Source organism: Rothia santali, from assembly GCF_024199905.1.
Lineage (GTDB): Bacteria > Actinomycetota > Actinomycetes > Actinomycetales > Micrococcaceae > Rothia > Rothia santali.
Genome location: NZ_JANAFB010000003.1, coordinates 140,104 through 162,316, shown reverse-complemented (window position 1 = coordinate 162,316; position 22,213 = coordinate 140,104). Strand labels below are relative to the sequence as shown.

Genomic DNA, 22,213 nt, shown 5'->3' with positions numbered 1-22,213 from the left:
GCCGAGCCCGGGAGCGGTGCCGGGCCCGAGCGCGGCGACGCACCCGAGCGCGAGGCGTCCGACGCCGGCCCGGCCGCCGCCCGGGGGAGCCGGGGATGACCGACGCCTACGTCCAGTCCCTGGCCCGCGGCCTGGCCGTGCTGCGGGCCTTCGACGCCGAGCACGTCCAGATGACGCTCGCGGAGGTGGCCCGCCGCACGGACCTGACCCGGGCCACCGCCCGGCGCTTCCTCCACACCCTAGTGGAGCTCGGGTACGTGCTGAGCGAGGGCGGGACGTTCAGGCTCAGCCCCAGCGTGCTCAGCATCGGCTACGCCTACCTCTCCGGGCTCTCGCTGCCCGAACTCGCCTACCCGCACCTGCGGGAGCTCTCGGCCCGGGTGGGGGAGTCCTCCTCGATGTCCGTGCTCGCCGGCGACGACATCGTCTACGTGGCCCGGGTCCCCGCTCGCCGGATCATGGCCGTGACCATCAACGTCGGCACCACGTTCCCGGCCTTCGCGACGTCGATGGGGCGGGTCCTGCTCGCGGGGCTGCCTCCCGCGGAGCTCGAGCGGTACCTCGCGCGGCAGCGGCCCGAGGCCATCACCGACCGGACCCTGACCGACGCCGCCCAGATCTCGGAGAGGATCGAGCAGGCGCGGCGGTGCGGGTGGACGCTAGTGGACCAGGAGCTGGAGATCGGCCTGCGCTCCGTCGCCGCGCCCGTGGTCGACGCCGCGGGGCGCACCATCGCGGCGATCAACGTCTCCATGCGGGTCGGCTCGCCCACCGCGAGCACCGACTCCATCTCCAGCAGCATCGTGCCCCGGCTGCGGGAGGCGGCGCTGCGGATCGGGCACTCCTACCGCGCCGGCGGGGGAGCGCTGGGCTGAGCGGCCCCACGACCTCGGCCCCCCCTCCGGCGCGTCGCGCCGACGTGCCCCGCCGACATGCGCCGCCGACGCGCCTCGGCCGGGGTTGCGTGCGGCACAGTCGTTAGCCAAAGGCCGCCCGCTCGGGTACTCTTGACGGTGAAGTACTCAGTCTCAGTGCGAGCATGGCGTGCTCCTGCCTTCCGTTTCTCCGGTGGGATGGGTCGCGGCGTGTGTCCCGCGGGTCGGGCTTCGAATCAATGGCAGGTATGGATACGGTCCTCTGGCGCGCATGATTGCGTCAAAATGCCATCAATTCGCTGTGCCCGCTCGGCGCTCACTGGACCGGTTATCAGTGCGCTCACCCGCCTCGCTTTGCCGCGAGTGAGCCAATCATCAACGGCCCTCCTCGGCGCACCCCGTGCGCTTCGGGCCCTCGATACAACGGAGAACACGAAAGTGCCTACAATTCAGCAGCTGGTCCGCAAGGGCCGGACTCCCAAGGTCACGAAGACCAAGGCGCCCGCTCTCAAGGGCAGCCCCATGAAGCGTGGCGTGTGCACCCGTGTGTACACCACCACCCCCAAGAAGCCGAACTCCGCGCTGCGGAAGGTCGCTCGCGTCAAGCTCAACGGCGGCGTCGAGGTCACGGCCTACATCCCCGGCGAGGGCCACAACCTCCAGGAGCACTCGATCGTGCTCGTCCGCGGCGGTCGTGTGAAGGACCTCCCCGGCGTCCGCTACAAGATCGTGCGCGGCGCGCTGGACACCCAGGGCGTCAAGAACCGCGGCCAGGCCCGCTCCCGCTACGGCGCGAAGAAGGAGAAGAAGTAATGCCTCGTAAGGGTCCCGCTCCCAAGCGTCCGCTCGTCGTCGACCCGGTCTACGGCTCCCCGCTCGTGACGCAGCTGATCAACAAGGTCCTCCAGGACGGCAAGAAGTCCACCGCCGAGCGCATCGTCTACGGTGCCCTCGAGGGCGTGGCCGCCAAGTCCGAGGGCGACGCCGTGTCCACCCTCAAGAAGGCCATGGACAACATCAAGCCCTCCCTCGAGGTCCGCTCCCGCCGCGTCGGCGGCGCGACCTACCAGGTCCCGGTCGAGGTCCGCGCGGGCCGCGCGACCGCCCTGGCCCTGCGCTGGCTGGTCGGCTTCTCCAAGCTCCGCCGCGAGAAGACCATGACCCAGCGCCTCATGAACGAGATCCTGGATGCGTCCAACGGTCTCGGTGCCGCTGTGAAGCGTCGCGAGGACACCCACAAGATGGCCGAGTCCAACAAGGCCTTCGCCCACTACCGCTGGTAATTTCAGCCCCGCCGGCCCGTCCCCCGGGCGGGCCGGCGCTCCTGAACCACCTGAAAGGGATACATCGTGGCACTTGACGTGCTTACCGACCTCAACAAGGTCCGCAACATCGGCATCATGGCTCACATCGATGCCGGTAAGACCACCACTACCGAACGCATCCTGTTCTACACGGGCATCAACCACAAGCTCGGTGAGACTCACGAAGGTGCATCCACGATGGACTGGATGGCCCAGGAGCAGGAGCGCGGGATCACCATCACCTCCGCGGCCACCACGTGCTTCTGGAAAGACAACCAGATCAACATCATCGACACCCCGGGCCACGTGGACTTCACGGTCGAGGTCGAGCGCGCGCTGCGCGTGCTCGACGGCGCCGTCGCGGTCTTCGACGGCAAGGAGGGCGTCGAGCCCCAGTCGGAGACCGTCTGGCGCCAGGCCGATAAGTACGAGGTCCCCCGCATCTGCTTCGTCAACAAGATGGACAAGCTGGGCGCCGACTTCTACTTCACCGTCGACACCATCGTGAAGCGCCTCGGCGCCAAGCCGCTGGTCATCCAGCTGCCGATCGGCTCCGAGAACGACTTCGTCGGCGTCGTGGACCTCATCGAGGAGAAGGCGTACGTCTGGGAGGGCGACTCCAAGGGCGACGTCTCCCTGGGTGCCTCCTACGAGACCCGCGAGATCCCCGAGGACCTCCAGGAGCGCGCGGCGCAGTACCGCAACGAGCTCATCGAGGCCGTCGCGGAGAGCTCCGAGGAGCTCATGATGAAGTACCTCGAGGGCGAGGAGATCTCGAAGGAGGAGCTCAAGGCGGGCATCCGCGAGCTCACCGTCAAGAACGAGGCCTACCCCGTCCTGTGCGGCTCCGCGTTCAAGAACCGCGGCGTGCAGCCCATGCTCGACGCCGTGATCGACTACCTGCCCTCGCCGCTGAACGTGCCCCCGATGATCGGGCGCGACCCCAAGGACGAGGAGGTCGAGCTCATCCGCAAGCCGGCCAAGGACGAGCCGTTCTCGGCCCTGGCCTTCAAGGTCGCTGCGCACCCGTTCTACGGTCAGCTGACCTACATCCGCGTGTACTCGGGCATCGCCAGCTCCGGCCAGCAGACGCTCAACGCGACCAAGGGCCGCAAGGAGCGCATCGGCAAGCTGTTCCAGATGCACTCCAACAAGGAGAACCCGGTCGACGAGATCCAGGCGGGCCACATCTACGCCGCGATCGGCCTCAAGGAGACCACCACGGGCGACACCCTGTGCGATCCGGCCAACCCGATCGTGCTGGAGTCGATGACCTTCCCCAAGCCCGTGATCTTCGTGGCCATCGAGCCGAAGACCAAGGGCGACCAGGAGAAGCTCTCCACCGCCATCCAGAAGCTCGCCGCCGAGGACCCGACCTTCACGGTCAACCTCAACGAGGAGACCGGGCAGACCGAGATCGGCGGCATGGGCGAGCTCCACCTGGACATCCTGGTGGACCGCATGAAGCGCGAGTTCCGCGTCGAGGCCAACGTGGGCAAGCCCCAGGTGGCCTACCGCGAGACCATCAAGAAGGCCGTCGACAAGGTCGACTACACCCACAAGAAGCAGACCGGCGGCTCCGGTCAGTTCGCCAAGGTGCAGATGGCCTTCGAGCCGATCGCGCTGGACGCCGAGGAGCTCTACGAGTTCGAGGACAAGATCACCGGCGGCCGCGTGCCGCGCGAGTACATCCCCTCGATCGACCGCGGCATCCAGGACGCGATGCAGCTGGGCATCCTCGCCGGGTACCCGGTCGTGGGCGTCAAGGCCACCCTGCTGGACGGCGCGTACCACGACGTCGACTCCTCCGAGATGGCCTTCAAGATCGCCGGTTCGATGGTCTTCAAGGAGGGCGCCAAGCGCGCCAACCCGGTGCTGCTCGAGCCGCTCATGGCCGTCGAGGTCCGTACTCCCGAGGAGTACATGGGCGACGTCGTGGGCGACCTGAACTCCCGCCGCGGCCAGATCCAGGCCATGGAGGACGTGGCCGGCGTCAAGCTGGTCTCCGCCCTGGTGCCGCTGTCCGAGATGTTCGGCTACATCGGCGACCTGCGTTCCAAGACGCAGGGCCGCGCGGTGTACTCGATGACCTTCGACAGCTACTCCGAGGTCCCCAAGGCCGTCGCCGAGGAGATCGTCCAGAAGAGCCGCGGGGAGTAGTACCCCCGCATGCCGCGGCCCCGCACGGGGCCGCGGCACCATCCCCCCACCCCAAGCCCGGAAACGTGCGCTGGTTTTCCCGAGCGGAGGATTTTCCGCTAATGTGTACCAGGAATCCGTCTGCATCCACGGACGGCGCACAGGCCAGCGCACGTTTTCACCAAACGTTCTAGGAGGAACATTCAGTGGCTAAGGCAAAGTTCGAGCGCAACAAGACGCACGTCAACATCGGCACCATCGGTCACGTCGACCACGGTAAGACCACGCTGACCGCTGCGATCTCCAAGGTGCTCCACGACAAGTACCCGGACCTCAACGAGGCCCGCGACTTCGGCATGATCGACTCCGCTCCCGAGGAGCGCCAGCGCGGCATCACCATCAACATCGCGCACATCGAGTACCAGACCGACAAGCGCCACTACGCGCACGTCGACGCTCCCGGCCACGCCGACTACGTCAAGAACATGATCACCGGTGCCGCTCAGATGGACGGCGCGATCCTCGTGGTCGCCGCCACCGACGGCCCCATGGCGCAGACCCGTGAGCACGTCCTCCTGGCCCGCCAGGTCGGCGTCCCCACCCTGCTGGTCGCGCTGAACAAGTCTGACATGGTCGAGGACGAGGAGCTGCTGGACCTCGTCGAGATGGAGGTCCGCGAGCTGCTGTCCTCCCAGGAGTTCGACGGCGACAACGCTCCCGTCGTGCGCGTCTCCGCGCTGAAGGCCCTCGAGGGCGACGCCGAGTGGGTCAAGTCCGTCGAGGACCTCATGGAGGCCGTGGACGAGTTCATCCCGGACCCCGTCCGCGACAAGGACAAGCCCTTCCTCATGCCCATCGAGGACGTCTTCACCATCACCGGCCGCGGCACCGTCGTGACCGGTCGTGCGGAGCGCGGCACCCTGGGCCTGAACTCGGAGGTCGAGATCGTCGGCATCCGCCCGGTCCAGAAGACCACCGTGACCGGCATCGAGATGTTCCACAAGCAGCTCGACGAGGCCTGGGCCGGCGAGAACTGCGGGCTGCTGTTGCGCGGTCTCAAGCGTGACGACGTCGAGCGCGGCCAGGTCGTCGTGAAGCCGGGTTCGATCACCCCGCACACCGACTTCGAGGCGAACGTCTACATCCTCTCCAAGGACGAGGGTGGGCGTCACAACCCGTTCTACTCGAACTACCGTCCGCAGTTCTACTTCCGGACCACCGACGTCACCGGCGTCATCACCCTCCCCGAGGGCACCGAGATGGTCATGCCCGGTGACAACACCGAGATGTCCGTCGAGCTGATCCAGCCCATCGCGATGGAAGAGGGCCTCGGCTTCGCCATCCGCGAGGGTGGCCGCACCGTCGGCTCGGGCCGCGTCACCAAGATCACCAAGTAGGGTCCCCGACCTCGCGAGGTGATCGCGGGCGGGTCGTCACGGCCCGCTAGCGTGCGCTGACAGAAGGGCCCCGGCATTGTGCCGGGGCCCTTCGTCGTGCCCGGGGTCCGTCGGGCCGGCGTCAGCCCGGCCGCGCCGACGTCCGGTCGGCACGGCCCGGCTGCTTGTCGCTTCGGCGCCTCGTGGGCGCGGCCTGGCTCCTCGCCGTGCCGAGGTCCGGTCGGCGCGGCCGGGCTCCTCGTCGCGTCGACGTCTGGTCGGCACGGCCGGGCTCCTCGACGCGTCGACGTCCCGTGGGCGCGGCCGCGAGCCCGTCGGCGTCGGGGCGTGGCCCCGGGGGACCGGCCGCTGAAGGACCGGCCGCTCAGGACCGGCGGCCGGTCCGCAACAGGAACCAGATGACCGCCCCCGTGATCGCCAGGGCGAGGATGATCAGCAGCAGCGGCCCGAGGTTCCGCGCGTACCACAGCAGCACGGCCGTGATCAGCGCGGCCCAGGCCCAGCCCGCCGCGGTGTCCCGCGTCAGCACCGCCGCGACCATCCCCAGCACGAGCGCCGCGATCAGCAGGGCGGGGATGCCGAGCCCCCACAGCGGGGCGACGGGGCCGCCGACCGCGGGGTCGGCGATCGAGACCAGCCACGCGAGCGTCTCGGCGCCGAAGGCGAACCAGAGGTAGGCCCGGCTGCGCTGCGGCGCCTCGACCCGGGACCCGAGCGCCAGCCCCATCAGCGCGACGCCGGCCAGCAGAGGCCACAGCACCGGCTGCGGGCCGTCGAAGACGTAGCCGAGCAGGCGCAGCAGGATCAGCAGGCCGGTCCACACCACCACGTGGCGCCTCAGCTCGGCCATCGGCAGCGGGCGCGGCCCGGCCGCCGCGGCCCCGGACCGCGGCGCGGCGTCGCGGAGCAGCAGCAGGAGGATCCACGCCGCCAGCGCGAGGCCGATGCAGGCCACCCAGCCGGTCCGGTCCGGGACGATCCCGCCGAGGAACAGCAGGCCGAGCCAGACGAGCTCGCCGACCGCGCCGGGGCGCCCCGCCCCGCGGCCGGCCCCCTCCCGCAGGATGCGCGCGGAGAGGGAGATCAGCACCGCCACGAGGATCCCCAGGGCGCCGAGGACCGCGGTCTGATCGGTGCGCGGGGCGAGCGCCTGGCTCGCGCCGTCGGCCGCGGCGAGCGCCGCCGGGGCGAGGACGTGGGGCAGCAGCGCGTAGCCGGGGATCGTGCGGCGGGCCTCGTAGACCCACGCAGCGGCGGCGGTCAGCAGCAGCATCGCCGCGGCTGACAGCGCGGCGCTCCCGCCGGGCACCAGCAGCCACAGCAGCAGGGCGGTGGCCGCCTGCACTCCCAGCAGGATCCACGCCAGCACCCTGTCCCGGGTCGCGATCGGGGGCCGGCGCTGGATCGCCCAGCTCACCGCGTGCTGGGCGAGCAGGACCACCGTGACGGTCCACGCGATGCCGACGCCGCTGTCCAGCAGCCGCACGGCGAGCTCGGCAGTCAGCGGCAGCACCGCGACGCGGGTGACGAGGACCCAGAAGGAGGGGGCCTGCGCGCGCCGGGTCAGCAGCGCCCCGAGCGCGGTCAGCAGGAGGATCCCGTACACGACGCCGGGCGCCCACCCCGGCACGGCCCCGGCCGCCAGCCGCGCGCCGGCCGGCAGGTCGAGGAGGAGGCCGGTCAGCAGCGGGGCGAGGAGGTAGGCGGCGGCGAGGCCGTCCGGGAGGCGGCCCGCCTTCCGGATCCGGGCCAGCTGGGCGACGACGGCCGCCCCCACCGCCGCCGGGGCGGCCAGCAGGACGCCGAGCAGCGCGACGTCGACCGCGGAGGGGCCCGCGCCGCCGCTCGGAGCGCTCAGCGTCACCGCGCCCATGACCCAGAGCGCGGAGGACGCCGCGACCGGCACGACGATCCCGCCCACGGGGCGATCCGCCGCCCGGCGGAGCAGGGCCTGCGCGAGGGCGACCACGGCGAGCGCGGCCACCGCCACGACCAGGCCGTGGCGCCCGGCGGGCTGGGGCGCGACGTCGGCCGCGAGCGCGCCGAGCGCCAGGGCCAGGGCGGAGGGAGCCAGAGGGGCGGGCGCGTCCGCGCGACGCTCGCGGCCGGTCGCGTCGGCGCAACGCCCGCGGCGGGCGCACCCGCGCACCGCCCGCGGCCGGTCGCGCCAGGAGCACCGCGATCGCCAGCGCGCAGGCGGCCCAGACCGGTCCGAGCCCGTGCGCTCCGAGCTCGGGCGCCGTCGTGACGGCCAGCAGTCCGACCTGGACGAGCGCCGCCAGCCGCAGCCGCCGATCCGGCCCCACAGGGCCGCGCCCGCCGCGGTCAGGGCCACGGCCAGCCACGCCGGGGAGCCCACACGGGGTTGGCGAGCAGCCGCGCCGCGGTCCAGACCCCTCCGCCTCGTCCCCGGCCCCGTGGAACCGATCGCCGACGACGACGTACCAGAGCGTGACGACGGCGGCGATCCCGAAGAACACCGCCTGCGCGAGGAGGAGCACGTCCTCGCGCCGCGCCGCCGCCCCACGACCACCGTGAGGGACCTCGCCCGGCTGCGACCCGGCACCCGTCCCGCCGTAACGGTCGCCGCCCCGCGGGCGCCCGATGCCCGCCGCACCGCGCGGGGCCAGCCCGCACGAGAGGGACGCCGCGAGGAACCCGCCCCAGGCGCCCCAGCCGGCCCAGTACCAGCTGTCGGTCGCCCAGAGCAGCCCGGCGGCGGCCGCCACGGCGGGGTAGGCGCGCAGCTGGATCAGCTCGAGGTCCGTGCGGTTCAGGACGTGGAACAGCGCCGCGTAGAGCGTGAAGACCGCGAACGCGACGCAGACCTGCCCCGCGTCGGCCCAGGGGGCGGTGAAGATCGTCGCGAGCGCCGAGGCGGGCACGATGAGGCGGTGGGTCCGCACGATCGAGGCCAGCACGCTGCGCGGGAGCCCCGCGGGCGCGAGGCGCACCAGGAGCATCAGCAGCGTCGCCAGGGCCGTGGTCGCGGCGAAGTACCAGACCAGGCCGAGGCCCACGGTGGAGACCATGGACAGCGCGACGGAGACGAGGAACGCGACCATCAGCACGCCCAGCACGCGGCTGTTCATGAGCGCGCACGCGGCGTACAGCGCCACCGTCCCGACCAGCGAGGTCACCAGCCAAATCAGCGACGCCGCGTCGGGGAACAGCAGCGACCAGGTGGCCAGGCCGGCGAAGGGGAGGACCGCCAGGCCCGTGCCCGTCATGGAGATCCCGGCGATCCTCAGGCGCCGCACGGTCAGGAACAGCGCGACGCCGACGCCGTAGTACACCGCGCTCAGCAGCCACAGCCCGGCGACCTTCACGCCCGCCGGGGCCGCGTAGTTGACCAGCAGGCCGCTGCCGGTGATCAGCAGGAGGCTCGCGACGTACAGGCCCAGGTTGATCAGCGCGGCGGGTCCGCCCGGGCCGGCGGGGGGGGGGGGCGGCGGCGTCCCCCCGGGGGGGGGAGGGGGGCCCGGCGGGCCCCGACGCCGGGCGGTAGGGGCCGGTGCCCGCCCCGCCGCGGAAGTCGGCCCACGACGGCGGCGTCCCGCCCGGCGCGCCGCCCTCGGGTCCCCGGCCGGGAGCGGGCGCGGGGTGACCGCCGGCCCCTGCCCGGGCGCACCCGGCCGGGGAGCCTGCCGCCTGCCCGGGCGCACCCGGCCGGGGAGCCTGCCGCCTGCCCGGGCGCACCCGGCCGGGGGGAGCCCGCCGCCTGTCCGGGTCCTCCCGGCCGGTGGGAGCCCGGCTGGAAGGCCTCCGGCGCCCTCGGGGGCCGGTACGGGTCCGCGTCGACCCGGAGGGGGCCGGCGTCCCTCCGGCCCGCGCGGCGCCCCCAGGCGAAGCCGACGGCGAGCCCGATGGCCAGCGGCACTCCGAAGACGAGTCCGAGGACGATGACGACGATGAGGGCTTCCATGGTCCACCTCGGGTCCGGCGCGGTGACCGGTGGGCGTCTGCCCTGGTCCGGTGCTCTTTGTCACCAAATCTAGCCGGTGCGACGACGCGGAGGGCCGCGGTGACGCGTCTCGAGTGTCTCTGACCACTTCCGCGCGCAGAGCTTGCGGGGCGCCGCGGCCTCTGGCAAGATGGATGACGTTGTTCAAGCGCTTGTTGGCGTCGACATGCCCAGAATCGGGGAGACCCGGGGGCTGTCCGCACAAGCCCAAATATGACCCGGTCCGTCAGATCGCGGTAGTGCGCCTGGAATCAAGGCGACACGCCCGAGTACGGGGGTCGGTGCTTCGACGAGGTGAGGAACCCGGGCGAGACGTCCGGATTCAGCTCGTGCGAGGCGGCGCCAGGAACCCATCACCCGCCCGAAGTCCTTCGGGGAGTGTGGGGAGCTTGCCTGAAGACGCCATACAAGGGGCCCACCGGCCCCATCACAGGGAAGTACTTGAAGAAAGAGAGTCCGACAGATGGCGGGACAGAAAATCCGCATCCGGCTGAAGTCGTATGATCACGAGGTCATCGACTCCTCGGCTCGGAAGATTGTTGAGACGGTGACGCGCGCCGGCGCGACCGTGGTCGGCCCCGTGCCGCTGCCCACCGAGAAGAACGTGTACTGCGTGATCCGCTCGCCGCACAAGTACAAGGACAGCCGCGAGCACTTCGAGATGCGGACGCACAAGCGCCTGATCGACATCGTCGATCCCACTCCGAAGGCAGTCGACTCGCTCATGCGCCTGGACCTGCCGGCAGACGTGAACATCGAAATCAAGCTTTAAAGAGGATCGCATCCCCATGACTACCAAATTCGAGCGCCAGGTGAAGGGTCTGCTGGGCACCAAGCTCGGTATGACCCAGGTCTGGGACGAGAACGGCAAGTTCGTGCCGGTCACCGTCGTCAAGGCCGATTCCAACGTCGTCACCCAGCTGCGCGACCAGGACACCGACGGCTACTCCGCCGTTCAGATCGGTTACGGTGCGATCGACCCCCGCAAGGTGACCAAGCCCCTGGCCGGTCACTTCGAGAAGGCCGGCACCACGCCGCGTCGTCACCTCGTCGAGATCCGCACGTCGGACGCTTCCGAGTACGCCCCGGGCCAGGAGCTGTCGGTCGAGGTCTTCGAGACCGGGCAGCGCGTCGACGTGATCGGCAAGACCAAGGGCAAGGGCTTCGCCGGTGTGATGAAGCGCCACGGCTTCAAGGGCGTCGGCGCCTCCCACGGTCAGCACAAGAACCACCGCAAGCCCGGTTCCATCGGCGGTGCCTCCTACCCCGCACGCGTGTTCAAGGGCATGCGCATGGCGGGCCGGATGGGCAACAACCGTCACACCACCCAGAACCTCACGATCCAGGGTGTGGACACCGAGAACAACGTCCTGCTCATCAAGGGTGCCATCCCCGGCCCCAAGGGCGGCGTGGTCCTGGTTCGCACCGCTGTGAAGGGAGCCTAACTCTCATGGCTGTTGAAACCGTCAAGGTCGACCTGCCGAGCGACGTCTTCGGCGTGGAGCCCAACACGGCTCTGCTCCACCAGGTCGTGGTGGCCCAGCTGGCCGCCGCCCGCCAGGGCACGCACAAGACCAAGAACCGCGGCGAGGTCTCCGGGGCCGGCCGCAAGCCGTTCAAGCAGAAGGGCACCGGCCGGGCTCGTCAGGGCTCCATCCGCGCCCCTCAGATGACCGGCGGTGGCGTCGTCCACGGTCCGGTCCCGCGCGACTACTCGCAGCGGACCCCCAAGAAGATGAAGGCCGCCGCGCTGCGCGGAGCCCTCTCGGATCGCGCCGCCTACGGCCGCATCCACGTGGTCTCCTCGCTGGTGGACTCCGTGTCCACCAAGGCGGCGAAGGCCGCCCTGGCCGACATCACCCCCCGCAAGAACGTGCTGGTGGTGATCGACCGCAAGGAAGACACCGTCGCACTGTCCGTGCGCAACCTGCCGAACGCCCACGTCCTGTACGCGGATCAGCTCAACACCTACGATGTGCTGATCTCGGACGACGTGGTGTTCACCAAGGACGCGTACGACGTGTTTGTGGCATTCGCCAGCAAGGCTGGAAAGAACCAGGAGGACGCCCAGTGAGCGCCACCATCAAGGACCCCCGCGACGTCATCATCGCGCCCGTCGTCTCGGAGAAGAGCTACGGTCTGATCGACGAGGGCAAGTACACCTTCGAGGTCGACACCCGCTCCAACAAGTCGGAGATCAAGGACGCCGTGGAGCGCATCTTCGGCGTCAAGGTCGCCGGCGTGAACACCATCAACCGTGCCGGGAAGCGCAAGCGCACGCGCTTCGGCTGGGGGGCCCGCAAGAGCACCAAGCGTGCCGTGGTGACCCTCAAGGAAGGCACCATCGACATCTTCGGCGGTCCGCAGGGCTGAACGCCCGAGCGGAGACCACTTTAACGAGGAACTGAACTATGGCAATTCGTAAATACAAGCCGACAACCCCGGGCCGTCGCGGCTCGAGCGTTGCCGACTTCGCAGAGATCACGCGCGCGACCCCGGAGAAGTCCCTGGTCCGCCCGCTGCCCAAGAACGGCGGCCGGAACAACTCCGGGCGCATCACCACCCGCCACAAGGGCGGTGGGCACAAGCGCCAGTACCGTCTGATCGACTTCCGTCGTCACGACAAGGACGGCGTCGACGCCAAGGTCGCTCACATCGAGTACGACCCCAACCGCACCGCGCGCATCGCGCTGCTGCACTACGTCGACGGCGCCAAGCGCTACATCGTGGCCCCGAACCGCCTGAAGCAGGGCGACGTCGTCGAGTCCGGTCCGGCCGCCGACATCAAGCCCGGCAACAACCTGCCGCTGCGCAACATCCCCGTGGGCACCGTGATCCACGCCGTGGAGCTGCGTCCCGGCGGCGGCGCCAAGCTCGCCCGCTCCGCCGGCGCCTCCGTGCAGCTGGTGGCCAAGGAGGGCAAGTTCGGCCAGCTGCGCCTGCCCTCCGGCGAGATCCGCAACGTCGACGTGCGCTGCCGCGCCACGGTCGGCGAGGTGGGCAACGCCGAGCAGTCCAACATCAACTGGGGCAAGGCCGGCCGCAACCGCTGGAAGGGCATCCGCCCGACCGTGCGAGGCGTCGTCATGAACCCGGTGGACCACCCGCACGGTGGTGGCGAGGGCAAGACGTCCGGTGGTCGTCACCCCGTCAACCCGAACGGCAAGCCCGAGGGGCGCACCCGTCGTCCCAACAAGGACAGCGACAAGCTCATCGTCCGTCGTCGTCGTACCGGCAAGAAGCGCTAAGGAGCCTGAAACATGCCTCGTAGTCTGAAGAAGGGCCCTTTCGTCGATCAGCACCTTTTCCTGAAGGTCGCCGCTCAGAACGATAAGGGCACCAAGAACGTCATCAAGACGTGGTCCCGCCGCTCGATGATCATCCCCGACATGCTCGGGCACACGATCGCCGTGCACGACGGACGCAAGCACATCCCCGTGTTCATCACCGAGTCGATGGTCGGGCACAAGCTCGGCGAGTTCGCTCTCACGCGGACCTTCCGCGGCCATGTGAAGGACGACCGCAAGGGCAAGCGTCGCTGATCGGGCAACCGACCAGCAACGCATTGCTCTTCGGCAAGAAGACGAAAGAGAGATAGGCAATGGAAGCCAAGGCATCTGCGCGCTACGTTCGCGTGACGCCTATGAAGGCCCGGCGCGTCGTCGACCTGATTCGTGGCAAGCAGGCGAATGAGGCTCTGGCGATTCTGAAGTTTGCCCCCCAGCACGCTTCGGAACCGGTATTCAAGATCGTCGAGTCGGCCGTGGCCAACGCCCGGCAGCTCGCGGATCGCGACAGCCTCGCCTTCAAGGAGGACGAGCTGTTCGTCAGCTCCGCGTACGTCGACGAGGGCCCGACCATGAAGCGGTTCCAGCCGCGTGCACAGGGTCGCGCCTACCGCATCAACAAGCGAACCAGCCACATCACCGTGGTGCTCGCTACCCCGGATCACGAGGAGGACCGCTAAGTGGGACAGAAGATCAACCCGCACGGGTTCCGACTGGGGATCACCACGGACCACAAGTCGCACTGGTTCGCTGACTCCAACAAGGCAGGCCAGCGCTACAAGGACTTCGTCCGCGAGGACGTGAAGATCCGCGAGCTCATGTCCACGGGCATGGAGCGCGCCGGCATCGCCAACGTCGAGATCGAGCGGACCCGGGACCGCGTGCGCGTGGACATCCACACCGCGCGTCCGGGCATCGTCATCGGCCGTCGTGGCGCCGAGGCCGACCGCATCCGCGGCGAGCTCGAGAAGCTCACCGGCAAGCAGATCCAGCTGAACATCCTCGAGGTCAACAACCCCGAGACCAACGCTCAGCTGGTGGCCCAGGGCGTCGCCGAGCAGCTCGCTTCCCGCGTGGCCTTCCGCCGCGCCATGAAGAAGGCCATCCAGTCCGCGCAGCGGGCCGGGGCCAAGGGCATCCGCATCCAGTGCGCCGGCCGTCTGGGCGGCGCCGAGATGTCCCGCTCGGAGTTCTACCGCGAGGGCCGCGTGCCCCTGCACACCCTCCGCGCCAACATCGACTACGGCTTCTTCGAGGCCAAGACCACCTTTGGTCGCATCGGTGTCAAGGTGTGGGTCTACAAGGGTGACCTGACCGATAAGGAACTGGCTGCTCAGCAGGCCGCTCAGGGCAACCGCCGCGGCGGCGGCAACGACCGTCGTGGAGGCGGTGGCGGCGGTGAGCGTCGTCGTCGCAACGCCGGTGGCGCCCCGCGCCGCGGCCGCAACGAGCAGCAGAACACCGCTTCGGAGGCCGGCGCCGCCGAAGCCAAGACTGCAGAGAACGGTGAGGCATAAATGCTGATTCCCCGTCGCGTTAAGTACCGCAAGCAGCACCACCCCAAGCGCACCGGCGTCGCCAAGGGCGGGACCACCGTGTCCTTCGGCGAGTGGGGCGTCCAGGCGCTGGCTCCTGCATACGTGACCAACCGCCAGATCGAGGCAGCTCGTATTGCCATGACCCGCTACATCAAGCGTGGCGGCAAGGTCTGGATCAACATCTACCCGGATCGCCCGCTGACCAAGAAGCCCGCCGAGACCCGCATGGGTTCCGGTAAGGGCTCGCCGGAGTGGTGGGTTGCCAACGTCAAGCCGGGTCGCGTGCTCTTCGAGCTCGCCGGCGTGAACGACGACGTGGCACGCGAGGCCCTGCGCCTCGCGATCCACAAGCTCCCGATGAAGGCACGCATCGTGCGTCGCGAAGGTGGTGAATAGAAATGGCAGTAGGATCCAAGGATCTCTCGCTCGAGCAGCTCGAGGAACTGGACAACAACGCTCTCGTTGAGAAGCTGCGTTCGTCTAAGGAGGAGCTGTTCAACCTCCGTTTCCAGAAGGCCACCGGTCAGCTGCAGAACTCGGGTCGCTTCCAGGCCGTCAAGCGCGACATCGCGCGCATCTACACCGTGATGCGCGAGCGCGAGCTGGGCATTCGCCCGGAGGCCGAGGTGGCAGAGGTCGAGGCTTCGGACAAGAAGGCCGACAAGAAAGCTGCTAAGGCAGCGAAGAAGGCTGAGAAGGCCAACGCTACCGAAGGTGATGCCAAGTGAGTGAAGTGAAGTCGGAAGAGCGCAATCTCCGCAAGACCCGCCGCGGCTACGTGGTGTCCGACAAGATGGACAAGACCGTCGTCGTCCAGGTCGAGGATCACGTCACGCACGGCCTCTACGGCAAGGTCATGCGCCGCAGCACCAAGGTCAAGGTCCACGATGAGCAGAACGCCGCCGGCATCGGCGACCTCGTGCGCATCATGGAGACCCGGCCGCTGTCCGCCGGCAAGCGCTGGCGCATCGTCGAGATCGTCGAGAAGGCCAAGTAGGCCGGATCGTCAGCTCGGCTGATCACGAGGGCCCCTTCCGCCACCCGGCGGGAGGGGCCCTCGCCGCGTCCGGCGACGCCGGGGGAGGGGCGTGCCCGGACGCGCCGCGGCGTGAGCGAGATCAAGCCGCGAACCCCGCCGATCCGGCGATCGCGGCCTGTCGGACACGCCCGGGCTGTGGTAAAGTCTTGTCTTTGTGTGGGTCCATCGGGCCCGCTCGTCACCACGGATCTTCCGTGCCAGTGCATAATGCCGCTACCCACGGGCGCATTCGCCCGCTCGTCGCGGGACCAGATGTTCCTGGCATGGCGGGTCCCAGGCGTGGCCGCTAACCCCCGGATGCTCCCATCCGACGGGCCCGGCGCGTCAATCAACCCCGATCAACTGTTCCACAAGGCCCACGGCGTTCAGCGCGGACGATCCAGTCCGACTGCGGCGTGAGAACCGGTGAGACGACAGGAGTACATCAGTGATTCAGCAGGAGTCACGGCTCAAGGTCGCCGACAACACGGGTGCTAAGGAAATCCTTACCATTCGTGTCCTCGGTGGCTCCGGCCGTCGCTACGCAGGCATCGGCGACATCATCGTCGCCACCGTCAAGGATGCAATTCCCGGCGGAAACGTCAAGAAGGGCGACGTCGTCAAGGCGGTCGTCGTCCGTACCAAGAAGTCGGTCCGTCGTCAGGACGGCTCGTACATCAAGTTCGATGAGAACTCGGCAGTGATCCTCAAGAACACCGACGGCGACCCCCGCGGCACCCGCATCTTCGGGCCCGTCGGGCGCGAGCTGCGCGACAAGAAGTTCATGAAGATCATCTCGCTTGCTCCGGAGGTGCTCTAACTCATGGCCAAGATCAAGAGCGGTGACCTGGTTCAGGTCATCTCTGGCACCGACAAGGGCAAGCAGGGCAAGGTCCTGAAGGTCATCCCTGAGACCAACCGCGTCATCGTCGAGGGCGTCAAGGTGGTCACCAAGCACACCAAGGCCAACCCGAACACCGGTGACGGCGGCGGCATCCAGAAGGTCGAGGCAGCGATCCACGCGTCCAACGTCGCGATCGTCGATCCCGAGACCAACAAGCCCAGCCGCGTTGGCTACCGCGAAGAGACCGTCGAGCGCAACGGGCGCGACCGCACCGTCCGCGTGCGCGTGTCCAAGAGCTCGGGTAAGGACCTCTAATGACCGATACGAAGATCACCCCCCGCCTGAAGGCCAAGTTCCAGGACGAGGTCGCCCCGGCCCTGCGTGAGCAGTTCGAGTACCAGAACCCCATGCAGACGCCGAAGCTCGTCAAGGTCGTCGTCAACATGGGCGTCGGAGAAGCCGCGCGCGACTCCAAGCTCATCGACTTCGCCGTGCGCGACCTGACCGCCATCACCGGTCAGAAGCCCCAGGTGTCGAAGGCCAAGAAGTCCATCGCGCAGTTCAAGCTCCGCGAGGGCCAGCCCATCGGCTGCCACACCACCCTGCGCGGCGAGCGCATGTGGGAGTTCCTGGACCGCCTCGTCTCGCTGGCGCTGCCCCGAATCCGCGACTTCCGCGGCCTCTCGGACCGCCAGTTCGACGGCAACGGCAACTACACCTTCGGCCTGACCGAGCAGTCGGTGTTCCACGAGATCGACCAGGACGCGATCGACCGCGTCCGTGGCATGGACATCACCGTGGTCACCACCGCCAAGTCCGACGACGAGGGTCGCGCGCTGCTCAAGGCGCTCGGCTTCCCCTTCAAGACCACCAACTAACTACGGCGCAGGTCCGCCGCCGTCGCACGACGCCGGCCGGAAACCGCTCCGAGGAAGGGCACGTGCCCACATGACCATGACAGATCCCGTCGCAGACATGCTGACGCGTCTGCGCAACGCGAACTCGGCTCACCACGACACCGTGTCGATGCCGTTCTCCAAGCTCAAGTCCCGGATCGCCTCGATCCTCAAGGCCGAGGGCTACATCAAGGACTGGCGCGAGGAAGAGGCTCAGGTCGGCAAGACCCTGACCCTGGACCTCAAGTTCGGTCCGAACCGCGAGACCTCCATCGTCGGGGTCCGCCGCATCTCCAAGCCGGGCCTTCGCGTCTACGCGAAGTCCACCAACCTGCCCCAGGTTTTCGGTGGGCTCGGCATCGCCATCCTGTCGACCTCCTCTGGACTGCTCACCGACAAGCAGGCCTCGAGCAAGGGTGTCGGCGGGGAAGTCCTCGCCTACGTCTGGTAGTCGGGCACCAGAGAAAGGAAGAGAATAATGTCACGTATTGGACGTCTCCCCATCTCGGTGCCGAACGGCGTTGAGGTCTCGATCGACGGATCCGCGGTGACCGTGAAGGGGTCCAAGGGTGAGCTCACCCAGGAGATCGCCTCCCCGATCAGCGTCTCCCTCGAGGAGAACACCATCACCGTCTCCCGCCCGGACGACGAGCGCGAGTCCCGCTCGCTGCACGGCCTGTCCCGGACCCTGATCAACAACATGATCATCGGCGTCTCGGAGGGCTACTCCAAGAAGATGGAGATCGTGGGCACCGGTTACCGTGTGCTCGCCAAGGGCAACGATCTCGAGTTCGCGCTGGGCTACAGCCACCCGGTCTCGGTCAAGGCCCCCGAGGGGATCACCTTCACCGTGGAGGGCAACAACAAGCTCACCGTGTCCGGAATCAACAAGCAGCAGGTCGGCCAGGTTGCCTCCAACATCCGCGGCCTCCGTGCTCCCGACCCCTACAAGGGCAAGGGTGTCCGCTACGCGGGCGAGCAGATCCGCCGCAAGGTCGGAAAGGCTGGTAAGTAATCATGTCCCAGAAGACGAAGACTGTCGCTCGCAAGCGCCGCCACACGCGCGTTCGCAAGCACATCAACGGCACCGCCGCTCGTCCCCGCCTCTCGGTGTTCCGCTCGACCCAGCACATGTTCGTGCAGGTCATCGACGACTCCCAGGGCCACACCCTGGCGTCGGCGTCGACCCTCGAGGCCGAGCTGCGCTCCGCAGAACTGGACAAGACCGGGAAGGCCAAGCGGGTCGGCGAGCTGATCGCCGAGCGCGCCAAGGCTGCCGGCGTCGAGTCCGTCGTATTCGATCGTGGCGGCAACAAGTACCACGGCCGTGTGGCCGCTGTTGCTGATGGCGCCCGGGAAGGTGGTTTGGCCCTGTGAGCGAGCAGACCGCAAACGAGAAGGAGACCCAGGTGGCAGAGAACAACGCTGCACCCGAGTCCGCCGAGAACCAGAACCAGAACTCCCAGCAGCGCGACGACCGCCGTGGCGGCCGTAACGAGCGTGGCGGCCGCGGCCGCAACGAGCGCGGTGGCGACCGCGGCGGCCGTGGTGGCCGCGGCGGGCGCGACGAGGAGAAGGACAAGTACATCGAGCGCGTGGTGACCATCAACCGCGTCTCGAAGGTCGTCAAGGGCGGCCGTCGCTTCAGCTTCACCGCACTGGTCGTCGTCGGCGACGGCAACGGCCTGGTGGGCGTCGGCTACGGCAAGGCCAAGGAAGTTCCCTCGGCCATCGCCAAGGGCGTGGAGGAGGCGAAGAAGAACTTCTTCCGCGTCCCCCGCATCGAGGACCGCACCGTCCCGCACCGCGTGCAGGGCGAGGCTGCCGCCGGCGTCGTCATGCTGCGTCCGGCCACGGCCGGTACCGGTGTGATCGCCGGTGGTCCGGTCCGCGCGGTGCTCGAGTGCGCCGGCATCCACGACGTGCTCTCGAAGTCCCTCGGTTCCTCGAACCAGATCAACATCGTGCACGCAACGGTCGAGGCCCTGCGCCAGCTGGAGGAGCCCGTCTCCGTCGCCGCGCGCCGTGGCCTGCCGCAGGACGAGGTCATCCCGGCCTACCTGATGCGTAGCGAAAAGGCAGGTGCGTAATGACCGGTAAGCGTATTCAGCCCAGCGATGCACAGCTGGAGATCACGCAGCTCAAGTCCTACGTTGGCCAGAAGCAGAACATGCGCGACACCCTGCGTTCGCTGGGTCTCAAGCGCCCGGGCAACAAGGTGGTTCGCACCGCCGACCCGGTCACCTGCGGCATGGTCAACACCGTCGCTCACCTCGTGAAGGTTGAGGAGGTCAAGTAACCATGGCAGACACCAACGAAGAGCAGAACGGCTCGACCATCAAGGTCCACGACCTGCGTCCCGCCCCCGGCTCCCGCAAGGCCAAGACCCGCGTGGGTCGCGGCGAGGGATCCAAGGGCAAGACCGCAGGCCGCGGCACCAAGGGCACCAAGGCCCGCTACCAGGTCCGTGCCGGCTTCGAGGGCGGGCAGCTTCCGCTGTACATGCGCCTTCCGAAGCTGCGCGGCTTCAAGAACCCGTTCCGCGTGGAGTTCCAGGTGGTCAACCTGGATCGCCTCTCGGAGCTGTTCCCCGAGGGCGGCGACGTGACCGTCGAGTCGCTCGTGGCCAAGGGCGCGGTCCGCAAGAACCAGCCCGTCAAGGTCCTCGGCCAGGGTGAGCTGACCGTCAAGGTCAACGTCACCGTGGACAAGTTCTCCGCCTCCGCGGTGGAGAAGATCGAGGCCGCCGGCGGCACCGCGACGGCGACCGCCCAGTAAGGACGGCCCGTCCCGGTTCCCCGGGACGCCCTCCTCACTCGCAGAGGCCCCTTCCCACGTTCGCTGGGCGGGGGCCTCTGTGCCGTTTCGGGCGGTCCCGCGCGGGCGTCCGCGCCGGGAACGCGCCCCGCCTGCGGCCATCCCTTGGGTGGCCCTCGGGCCGCGACCGGCTAGACTAACCCAGGGATGCCCAGAGCCCGACGCCGCCGCCGACCGGCGCGTACCGCCGGGTTCGCACTCACCAAGACTTTCTACAGGAGGCCATGTGCTCAGCGCTTTCGGACGGGCGTTCAAGACCCCTGACCTGCGGAACAAGCTGCTGTTCACCCTCGCGATCATCGTGATCTACCGCGCCGGGACGTTCATCCCCGCGCCCGGGGTCGACTACGGCAACGTCCAGCAGTGCCTCGCCCTCGGCGGCACCACCGGCGGCATCTACGACATGGTCAACCTCTTCAGCGGCGGGGCGCTGCTGCAGCTGTCCATCTTCGCGCTGGGCGTGATGCCCTACATCACGGCGTCGATCATCGTGCAGCTGCTGCGCGTGGTGATCCCGAGGTTCCAGGAGCTGCACCAGGAGGGCGGCCAGGGCCAGCAGAAGCTGACCCAGTACACCCGCTACCTGACGATCGGCCTGGCGATGCTGAACGCCACCACGATCATCTCGCTGGCCCGCTCCGGGACCCTGCTGGGGAACTGCCCGCTGCCGATCATCCCGGACGACTCGATCCTCATGATCGTCCTGCTGATCTTCACCCTGACCGCGGGCACCGGCATCATCATGTGGCTGGGTGAGCAGATCACGGAGAAGGGCGTCGGCAACGGCATGTCCCTGCTGATCTTCACCTCGATCGCCGCCTCCTTCCCCTCGGCGCTGGGCGACATCTTCCGCACCCAGGGCTGGGCGGTCTTCGCCGGCATCCTGCTGGTCGGCCTGCTGGTCATCATCGCGGTCGTCTTCGTCGAGCAGTCGCAGCGGCGCATCCCCGTGCAGTACGCCAAGCGCATGATCGGCCGGCGCACCATCGGCGGGACCACCACCTACATCCCGCTGAAGGTCAACATGTCCGGCGTGATCCCGGTGATCTTCGCGTCGTCGCTGCTGATGCTGCCGGGCCTGCTGGCCGAGTTCAACACCCCGTCCGACGGCACCGCCCCGCCGGCCTGGGTCAACTGGATCAGCACCTACCTGGTCAGCGGCGACCACCCGATCTACATGGTCGCCTACTTCCTGCTGATCGTGGGCTTCAGCTACTTCTACGCCTCGATCACCTTCAACCCGCAGGAGGTCTCGGACAACATGAAGCGCTACGGCGGCTTCATCCCGGGCATCCGCGCGGGCCGTCCCACGGAGCGCTACCTGAGCTACGTGCTCTACCGCATCACGCTGCCGGGCTCGCTGTACCTCGGCATCGTCGCCATGATCCCGCTCATCGCGCTGGTCCTGGTGGATGCGAACCAGAACTTCCCGTTCGGCGGCACCTCGCTGCTGATCGTGGTCGGCGTCGGACTCGACACCATCAAGCAGATCGACGCCCAGCTACAACAACGACACTACGAAGGACTTCTGCGATGAACCGTCTGCTCATCATCGGGCCCCCCGGGGCCGGCAAAGGCACCCAGGCCGTGAGGATCTCCGAGGAGCTCTCCATCCCCGCGATCTCCACGGGCGACATCTTCCGCGCCAACATCAAGGGCGAGACGGAGCTGGGCCGCGAGGCGAAGCAGTACATCGACGCCGGCAACCTCGTGCCCGACTCGGTGACCAACCGCATGGTCCGCGACCGCCTGGGCCAGGAGGACACCTCCGAGGGCTTCCTGCTGGACGGCTACCCGCGCAACACCGCGCAGGTCGAGGAGCTGGACCGCATCCTGGCCGAGCTCGACCAGAGGCTCGACGGCGTCCTGCTGCTGACCGCGGACAACGAGGAGCTCGTGCAGCGCCTGCTGGGCCGCGCCGTCCAGGAGGGCCGCAGCGACGACACCGAGGACGTGATCCGGCACCGCCTGGACGTCTACGCCAGCGAGACGGCCCCCATCGTGGACCTCTACGCCTCCCGCGGGCTCGTCTCCGAGGTCGACGGGCTCGGCTCGATCGACGCGGTGACCGAGCGTCTGCTGAGCGCGGTCCGCTGACGCGCTCCGCCTGAGACACCCTGCCGCGGCGGGCCCC

At 68.7% G+C, this 22,213-nt stretch carries 29 protein-coding genes; 28 read left to right on the top strand and 1 reads right to left on the bottom strand.

Annotation, left to right across the window (positions count from 1 at the left end; translation table 11 throughout):
• Positions 1-95: 95 nt before the first annotated feature.
• From NBM05_RS02550 to tuf, 5 genes are all read left to right on the top strand, one after another.
• Positions 96-875: an IclR family transcriptional regulator domain-containing protein gene (locus NBM05_RS02550; protein ID WP_254164893.1), complete on the top strand. Its 780-nt coding sequence runs from the start codon at positions 96-98 to the stop codon at positions 873-875.
• Positions 876-1,313: 438 nt separating this feature from the next.
• Positions 1,314-1,688, top strand: coding sequence for a 30S ribosomal protein S12 (rpsL, locus tag NBM05_RS02545; protein ID WP_129656444.1), 375 nt, complete (start codon positions 1,314-1,316; stop codon positions 1,686-1,688).
• On the top strand, positions 1,688-2,158 hold the full coding sequence (gene rpsG / locus NBM05_RS02540) for a 30S ribosomal protein S7 (RefSeq protein ID WP_254164892.1): 471 nt from the start codon (positions 1,688-1,690) through the stop codon (positions 2,156-2,158). Before rpsL ends, rpsG begins: the two co-directional genes overlap by 1 nt.
• Positions 2,159-2,224: 66 nt before the next feature.
• Positions 2,225-4,339 (top strand): elongation factor G, encoded by a 2,115-nt coding sequence (gene fusA / locus NBM05_RS02535; protein WP_254164891.1) that lies wholly within the window; start codon positions 2,225-2,227, stop codon positions 4,337-4,339.
• A 185-nt stretch (positions 4,340-4,524) separates the two neighbouring features.
• Positions 4,525-5,715 (top strand): elongation factor Tu, encoded by a 1,191-nt coding sequence (tuf, locus tag NBM05_RS02530; RefSeq protein ID WP_254164890.1) that lies wholly within the window; start codon positions 4,525-4,527, stop codon positions 5,713-5,715.
• A gap of 364 nt (positions 5,716-6,079) precedes the next feature.
• On the opposite strand, the gene NBM05_RS02525 is transcribed toward tuf, so the two are convergent.
• Positions 6,080-7,864 carry a hypothetical protein gene (locus NBM05_RS02525; RefSeq protein WP_254164889.1) on the bottom strand — a complete coding sequence of 595 codons (1,785 nt, stop codon included), beginning with the start codon at positions 7,862-7,864 and terminating at the stop codon, positions 6,080-6,082.
• A gap of 653 nt (positions 7,865-8,517) precedes the next feature.
• On the opposite strand from NBM05_RS02525, the gene NBM05_RS02520 reads away from it, so the two are divergent.
• From NBM05_RS02520 to NBM05_RS02410, 23 genes are all read left to right on the top strand, one after another.
• On the top strand, positions 8,518-9,006 hold the full coding sequence (locus NBM05_RS02520) for a hypothetical protein (RefSeq protein ID WP_254164888.1): 489 nt from the start codon (positions 8,518-8,520) through the stop codon (positions 9,004-9,006).
• A gap of 1,136 nt (positions 9,007-10,142) precedes the next feature.
• Positions 10,143-10,451, top strand: coding sequence for a 30S ribosomal protein S10 (gene rpsJ / locus NBM05_RS02515; RefSeq protein WP_030015043.1), 309 nt, complete (start codon positions 10,143-10,145; stop codon positions 10,449-10,451).
• 16 nt (positions 10,452-10,467) lie between these two features.
• Positions 10,468-11,124, top strand: coding sequence for a 50S ribosomal protein L3 (rplC, locus tag NBM05_RS02510; protein ID WP_254164887.1), 657 nt, complete (start codon positions 10,468-10,470; stop codon positions 11,122-11,124).
• A gap of 5 nt (positions 11,125-11,129) precedes the next feature.
• Positions 11,130-11,753, top strand: a complete 624-nt coding sequence (gene rplD, locus NBM05_RS02505; RefSeq protein ID WP_254164886.1) for a 50S ribosomal protein L4 — start codon at positions 11,130-11,132, stop codon at positions 11,751-11,753.
• Entirely contained in the window at positions 11,750-12,052 is a 303-nt protein-coding gene (gene rplW / locus NBM05_RS02500) for a 50S ribosomal protein L23 (RefSeq protein ID WP_254164884.1), read from the top strand. Before rplD ends, rplW begins: the two co-directional genes overlap by 4 nt.
• Positions 12,053-12,090: 38 nt before the next feature.
• Positions 12,091-12,927, top strand: a complete 837-nt coding sequence (rplB, locus tag NBM05_RS02495; RefSeq protein ID WP_254164882.1) for a 50S ribosomal protein L2 — start codon at positions 12,091-12,093, stop codon at positions 12,925-12,927.
• 12 nt (positions 12,928-12,939) lie between these two features.
• Positions 12,940-13,221: a 30S ribosomal protein S19 gene (gene rpsS / locus NBM05_RS02490; RefSeq protein ID WP_254164880.1), complete on the top strand. Its 282-nt coding sequence runs from the start codon at positions 12,940-12,942 to the stop codon at positions 13,219-13,221.
• A gap of 59 nt (positions 13,222-13,280) precedes the next feature.
• Positions 13,281-13,646, top strand: a complete 366-nt coding sequence (gene rplV / locus NBM05_RS02485; protein ID WP_254164877.1) for a 50S ribosomal protein L22 — start codon at positions 13,281-13,283, stop codon at positions 13,644-13,646.
• Positions 13,647-14,483 (top strand): 30S ribosomal protein S3, encoded by an 837-nt coding sequence (gene rpsC, locus NBM05_RS02480; RefSeq protein WP_254164875.1) that lies wholly within the window; start codon positions 13,647-13,649, stop codon positions 14,481-14,483.
• Positions 14,484-14,900 (top strand): 50S ribosomal protein L16, encoded by a 417-nt coding sequence (rplP, locus tag NBM05_RS02475; RefSeq protein ID WP_129656432.1) that lies wholly within the window; start codon positions 14,484-14,486, stop codon positions 14,898-14,900.
• Between the two features lie 2 nt (positions 14,901-14,902).
• Positions 14,903-15,232 carry a 50S ribosomal protein L29 gene (gene rpmC, locus NBM05_RS02470; protein ID WP_254164873.1) on the top strand — a complete coding sequence of 110 codons (330 nt, stop codon included), beginning with the start codon at positions 14,903-14,905 and terminating at the stop codon, positions 15,230-15,232.
• Positions 15,229-15,501 (top strand): 30S ribosomal protein S17, encoded by a 273-nt coding sequence (gene rpsQ, locus NBM05_RS02465; protein ID WP_309248095.1) that lies wholly within the window; start codon positions 15,229-15,231, stop codon positions 15,499-15,501. Before rpmC ends, rpsQ begins: the two co-directional genes overlap by 4 nt.
• Positions 15,502-15,970: 469 nt before the next feature.
• Positions 15,971-16,342 carry a 50S ribosomal protein L14 gene (gene rplN, locus NBM05_RS02460; RefSeq protein WP_254164871.1) on the top strand — a complete coding sequence of 124 codons (372 nt, stop codon included), beginning with the start codon at positions 15,971-15,973 and terminating at the stop codon, positions 16,340-16,342.
• A gap of 3 nt (positions 16,343-16,345) precedes the next feature.
• Positions 16,346-16,681, top strand: coding sequence for a 50S ribosomal protein L24 (gene rplX, locus NBM05_RS02455; protein WP_254164870.1), 336 nt, complete (start codon positions 16,346-16,348; stop codon positions 16,679-16,681).
• The gene (gene rplE, locus NBM05_RS02450; protein WP_254164869.1) at positions 16,681-17,244 is read left to right on the top strand and encodes a 50S ribosomal protein L5; all 564 of its coding nucleotides are present in this window, start codon (positions 16,681-16,683) and stop codon (positions 17,242-17,244) included. The genes rplX and rplE overlap by 1 nt, the downstream gene beginning before the upstream one ends.
• A 70-nt stretch (positions 17,245-17,314) precedes the next feature.
• Positions 17,315-17,713, top strand: coding sequence for a 30S ribosomal protein S8 (gene rpsH / locus NBM05_RS02445; RefSeq protein ID WP_254164868.1), 399 nt, complete (start codon positions 17,315-17,317; stop codon positions 17,711-17,713).
• Positions 17,714-17,740: 27 nt separating this feature from the next.
• Positions 17,741-18,277 (top strand): 50S ribosomal protein L6, encoded by a 537-nt coding sequence (rplF, locus tag NBM05_RS02440; protein WP_254164867.1) that lies wholly within the window; start codon positions 17,741-17,743, stop codon positions 18,275-18,277.
• Between the two features lie 2 nt (positions 18,278-18,279).
• Positions 18,280-18,639, top strand: a complete 360-nt coding sequence (gene rplR, locus NBM05_RS02435) for a 50S ribosomal protein L18 (protein ID WP_302183622.1) — start codon at positions 18,280-18,282, stop codon at positions 18,637-18,639.
• Complete coding sequence (gene rpsE / locus NBM05_RS02430) at positions 18,636-19,352, top strand: 30S ribosomal protein S5 (protein ID WP_309248094.1); 717 nt, start codon at positions 18,636-18,638, stop codon at positions 19,350-19,352. Before rplR ends, rpsE begins: the two co-directional genes overlap by 4 nt.
• Positions 19,352-19,561 carry a 50S ribosomal protein L30 gene (gene rpmD / locus NBM05_RS02425; protein WP_068169536.1) on the top strand — a complete coding sequence of 70 codons (210 nt, stop codon included), beginning with the start codon at positions 19,352-19,354 and terminating at the stop codon, positions 19,559-19,561. Before rpsE ends, rpmD begins: the two co-directional genes overlap by 1 nt.
• 2 nt (positions 19,562-19,563) lie before the next feature.
• On the top strand, positions 19,564-20,040 hold the full coding sequence (rplO, locus tag NBM05_RS02420) for a 50S ribosomal protein L15 (protein WP_254164866.1): 477 nt from the start codon (positions 19,564-19,566) through the stop codon (positions 20,038-20,040).
• A 265-nt stretch (positions 20,041-20,305) separates the two neighbouring features.
• Positions 20,306-21,616 (top strand): preprotein translocase subunit SecY, encoded by a 1,311-nt coding sequence (secY, locus tag NBM05_RS02415; RefSeq protein ID WP_254164865.1) that lies wholly within the window; start codon positions 20,306-20,308, stop codon positions 21,614-21,616.
• Positions 21,613-22,176, top strand: a complete 564-nt coding sequence (locus NBM05_RS02410; protein WP_254164863.1) for an adenylate kinase — start codon at positions 21,613-21,615, stop codon at positions 22,174-22,176. Before secY ends, NBM05_RS02410 begins: the two co-directional genes overlap by 4 nt.
• Positions 22,177-22,213 lie beyond the last annotated feature (37 nt).

Excerpts from the sequence above, each read along its gene's own strand:
- NBM05_RS02550 (WP_254164893.1), top strand. The coding sequence starts at position 96 with ATGACCGACGCCTACGTCCAGTCCCTGGCCCGCGGCCTGGCCGTGCTG.
- rpsH (WP_254164868.1), top strand. The coding sequence starts at position 17,315 with ATGACCATGACAGATCCCGTCGCAGACATGCTGACGCGTCTGCGCAAC.
- rplV (WP_254164877.1), top strand. The coding sequence starts at position 13,281 with ATGGAAGCCAAGGCATCTGCGCGCTACGTTCGCGTGACGCCTATGAAG.
- rplO (WP_254164866.1), top strand. The coding sequence starts at position 19,564 with ATGGCAGACACCAACGAAGAGCAGAACGGCTCGACCATCAAGGTCCAC.
- rplP (WP_129656432.1), top strand. The coding sequence starts at position 14,484 with ATGCTGATTCCCCGTCGCGTTAAGTACCGCAAGCAGCACCACCCCAAG.
- rplE (WP_254164869.1), top strand. The coding sequence starts at position 16,681 with ATGACCGATACGAAGATCACCCCCCGCCTGAAGGCCAAGTTCCAGGAC.
- rplR (WP_302183622.1), top strand. The coding sequence starts at position 18,280 with ATGTCCCAGAAGACGAAGACTGTCGCTCGCAAGCGCCGCCACACGCGC.
- rpsJ (WP_030015043.1), top strand. The coding sequence starts at position 10,143 with ATGGCGGGACAGAAAATCCGCATCCGGCTGAAGTCGTATGATCACGAG.
- rpmC (WP_254164873.1), top strand. The coding sequence starts at position 14,903 with ATGGCAGTAGGATCCAAGGATCTCTCGCTCGAGCAGCTCGAGGAACTG.
- rplC (WP_254164887.1), top strand. The coding sequence starts at position 10,468 with ATGACTACCAAATTCGAGCGCCAGGTGAAGGGTCTGCTGGGCACCAAG.
- NBM05_RS02410 (WP_254164863.1), top strand. The coding sequence starts at position 21,613 with ATGAACCGTCTGCTCATCATCGGGCCCCCCGGGGCCGGCAAAGGCACC.
- rplD (WP_254164886.1), top strand. The coding sequence starts at position 11,130 with ATGGCTGTTGAAACCGTCAAGGTCGACCTGCCGAGCGACGTCTTCGGC.
- rplX (WP_254164870.1), top strand. The coding sequence starts at position 16,346 with ATGGCCAAGATCAAGAGCGGTGACCTGGTTCAGGTCATCTCTGGCACC.
- rplB (WP_254164882.1), top strand. The coding sequence starts at position 12,091 with ATGGCAATTCGTAAATACAAGCCGACAACCCCGGGCCGTCGCGGCTCG.
- rpsS (WP_254164880.1), top strand. The coding sequence starts at position 12,940 with ATGCCTCGTAGTCTGAAGAAGGGCCCTTTCGTCGATCAGCACCTTTTC.
- rpmD (WP_068169536.1), top strand. The coding sequence starts at position 19,352 with ATGACCGGTAAGCGTATTCAGCCCAGCGATGCACAGCTGGAGATCACG.
- rpsG (WP_254164892.1), top strand. The coding sequence starts at position 1,688 with ATGCCTCGTAAGGGTCCCGCTCCCAAGCGTCCGCTCGTCGTCGACCCG.
- rplF (WP_254164867.1), top strand. The coding sequence starts at position 17,741 with ATGTCACGTATTGGACGTCTCCCCATCTCGGTGCCGAACGGCGTTGAG.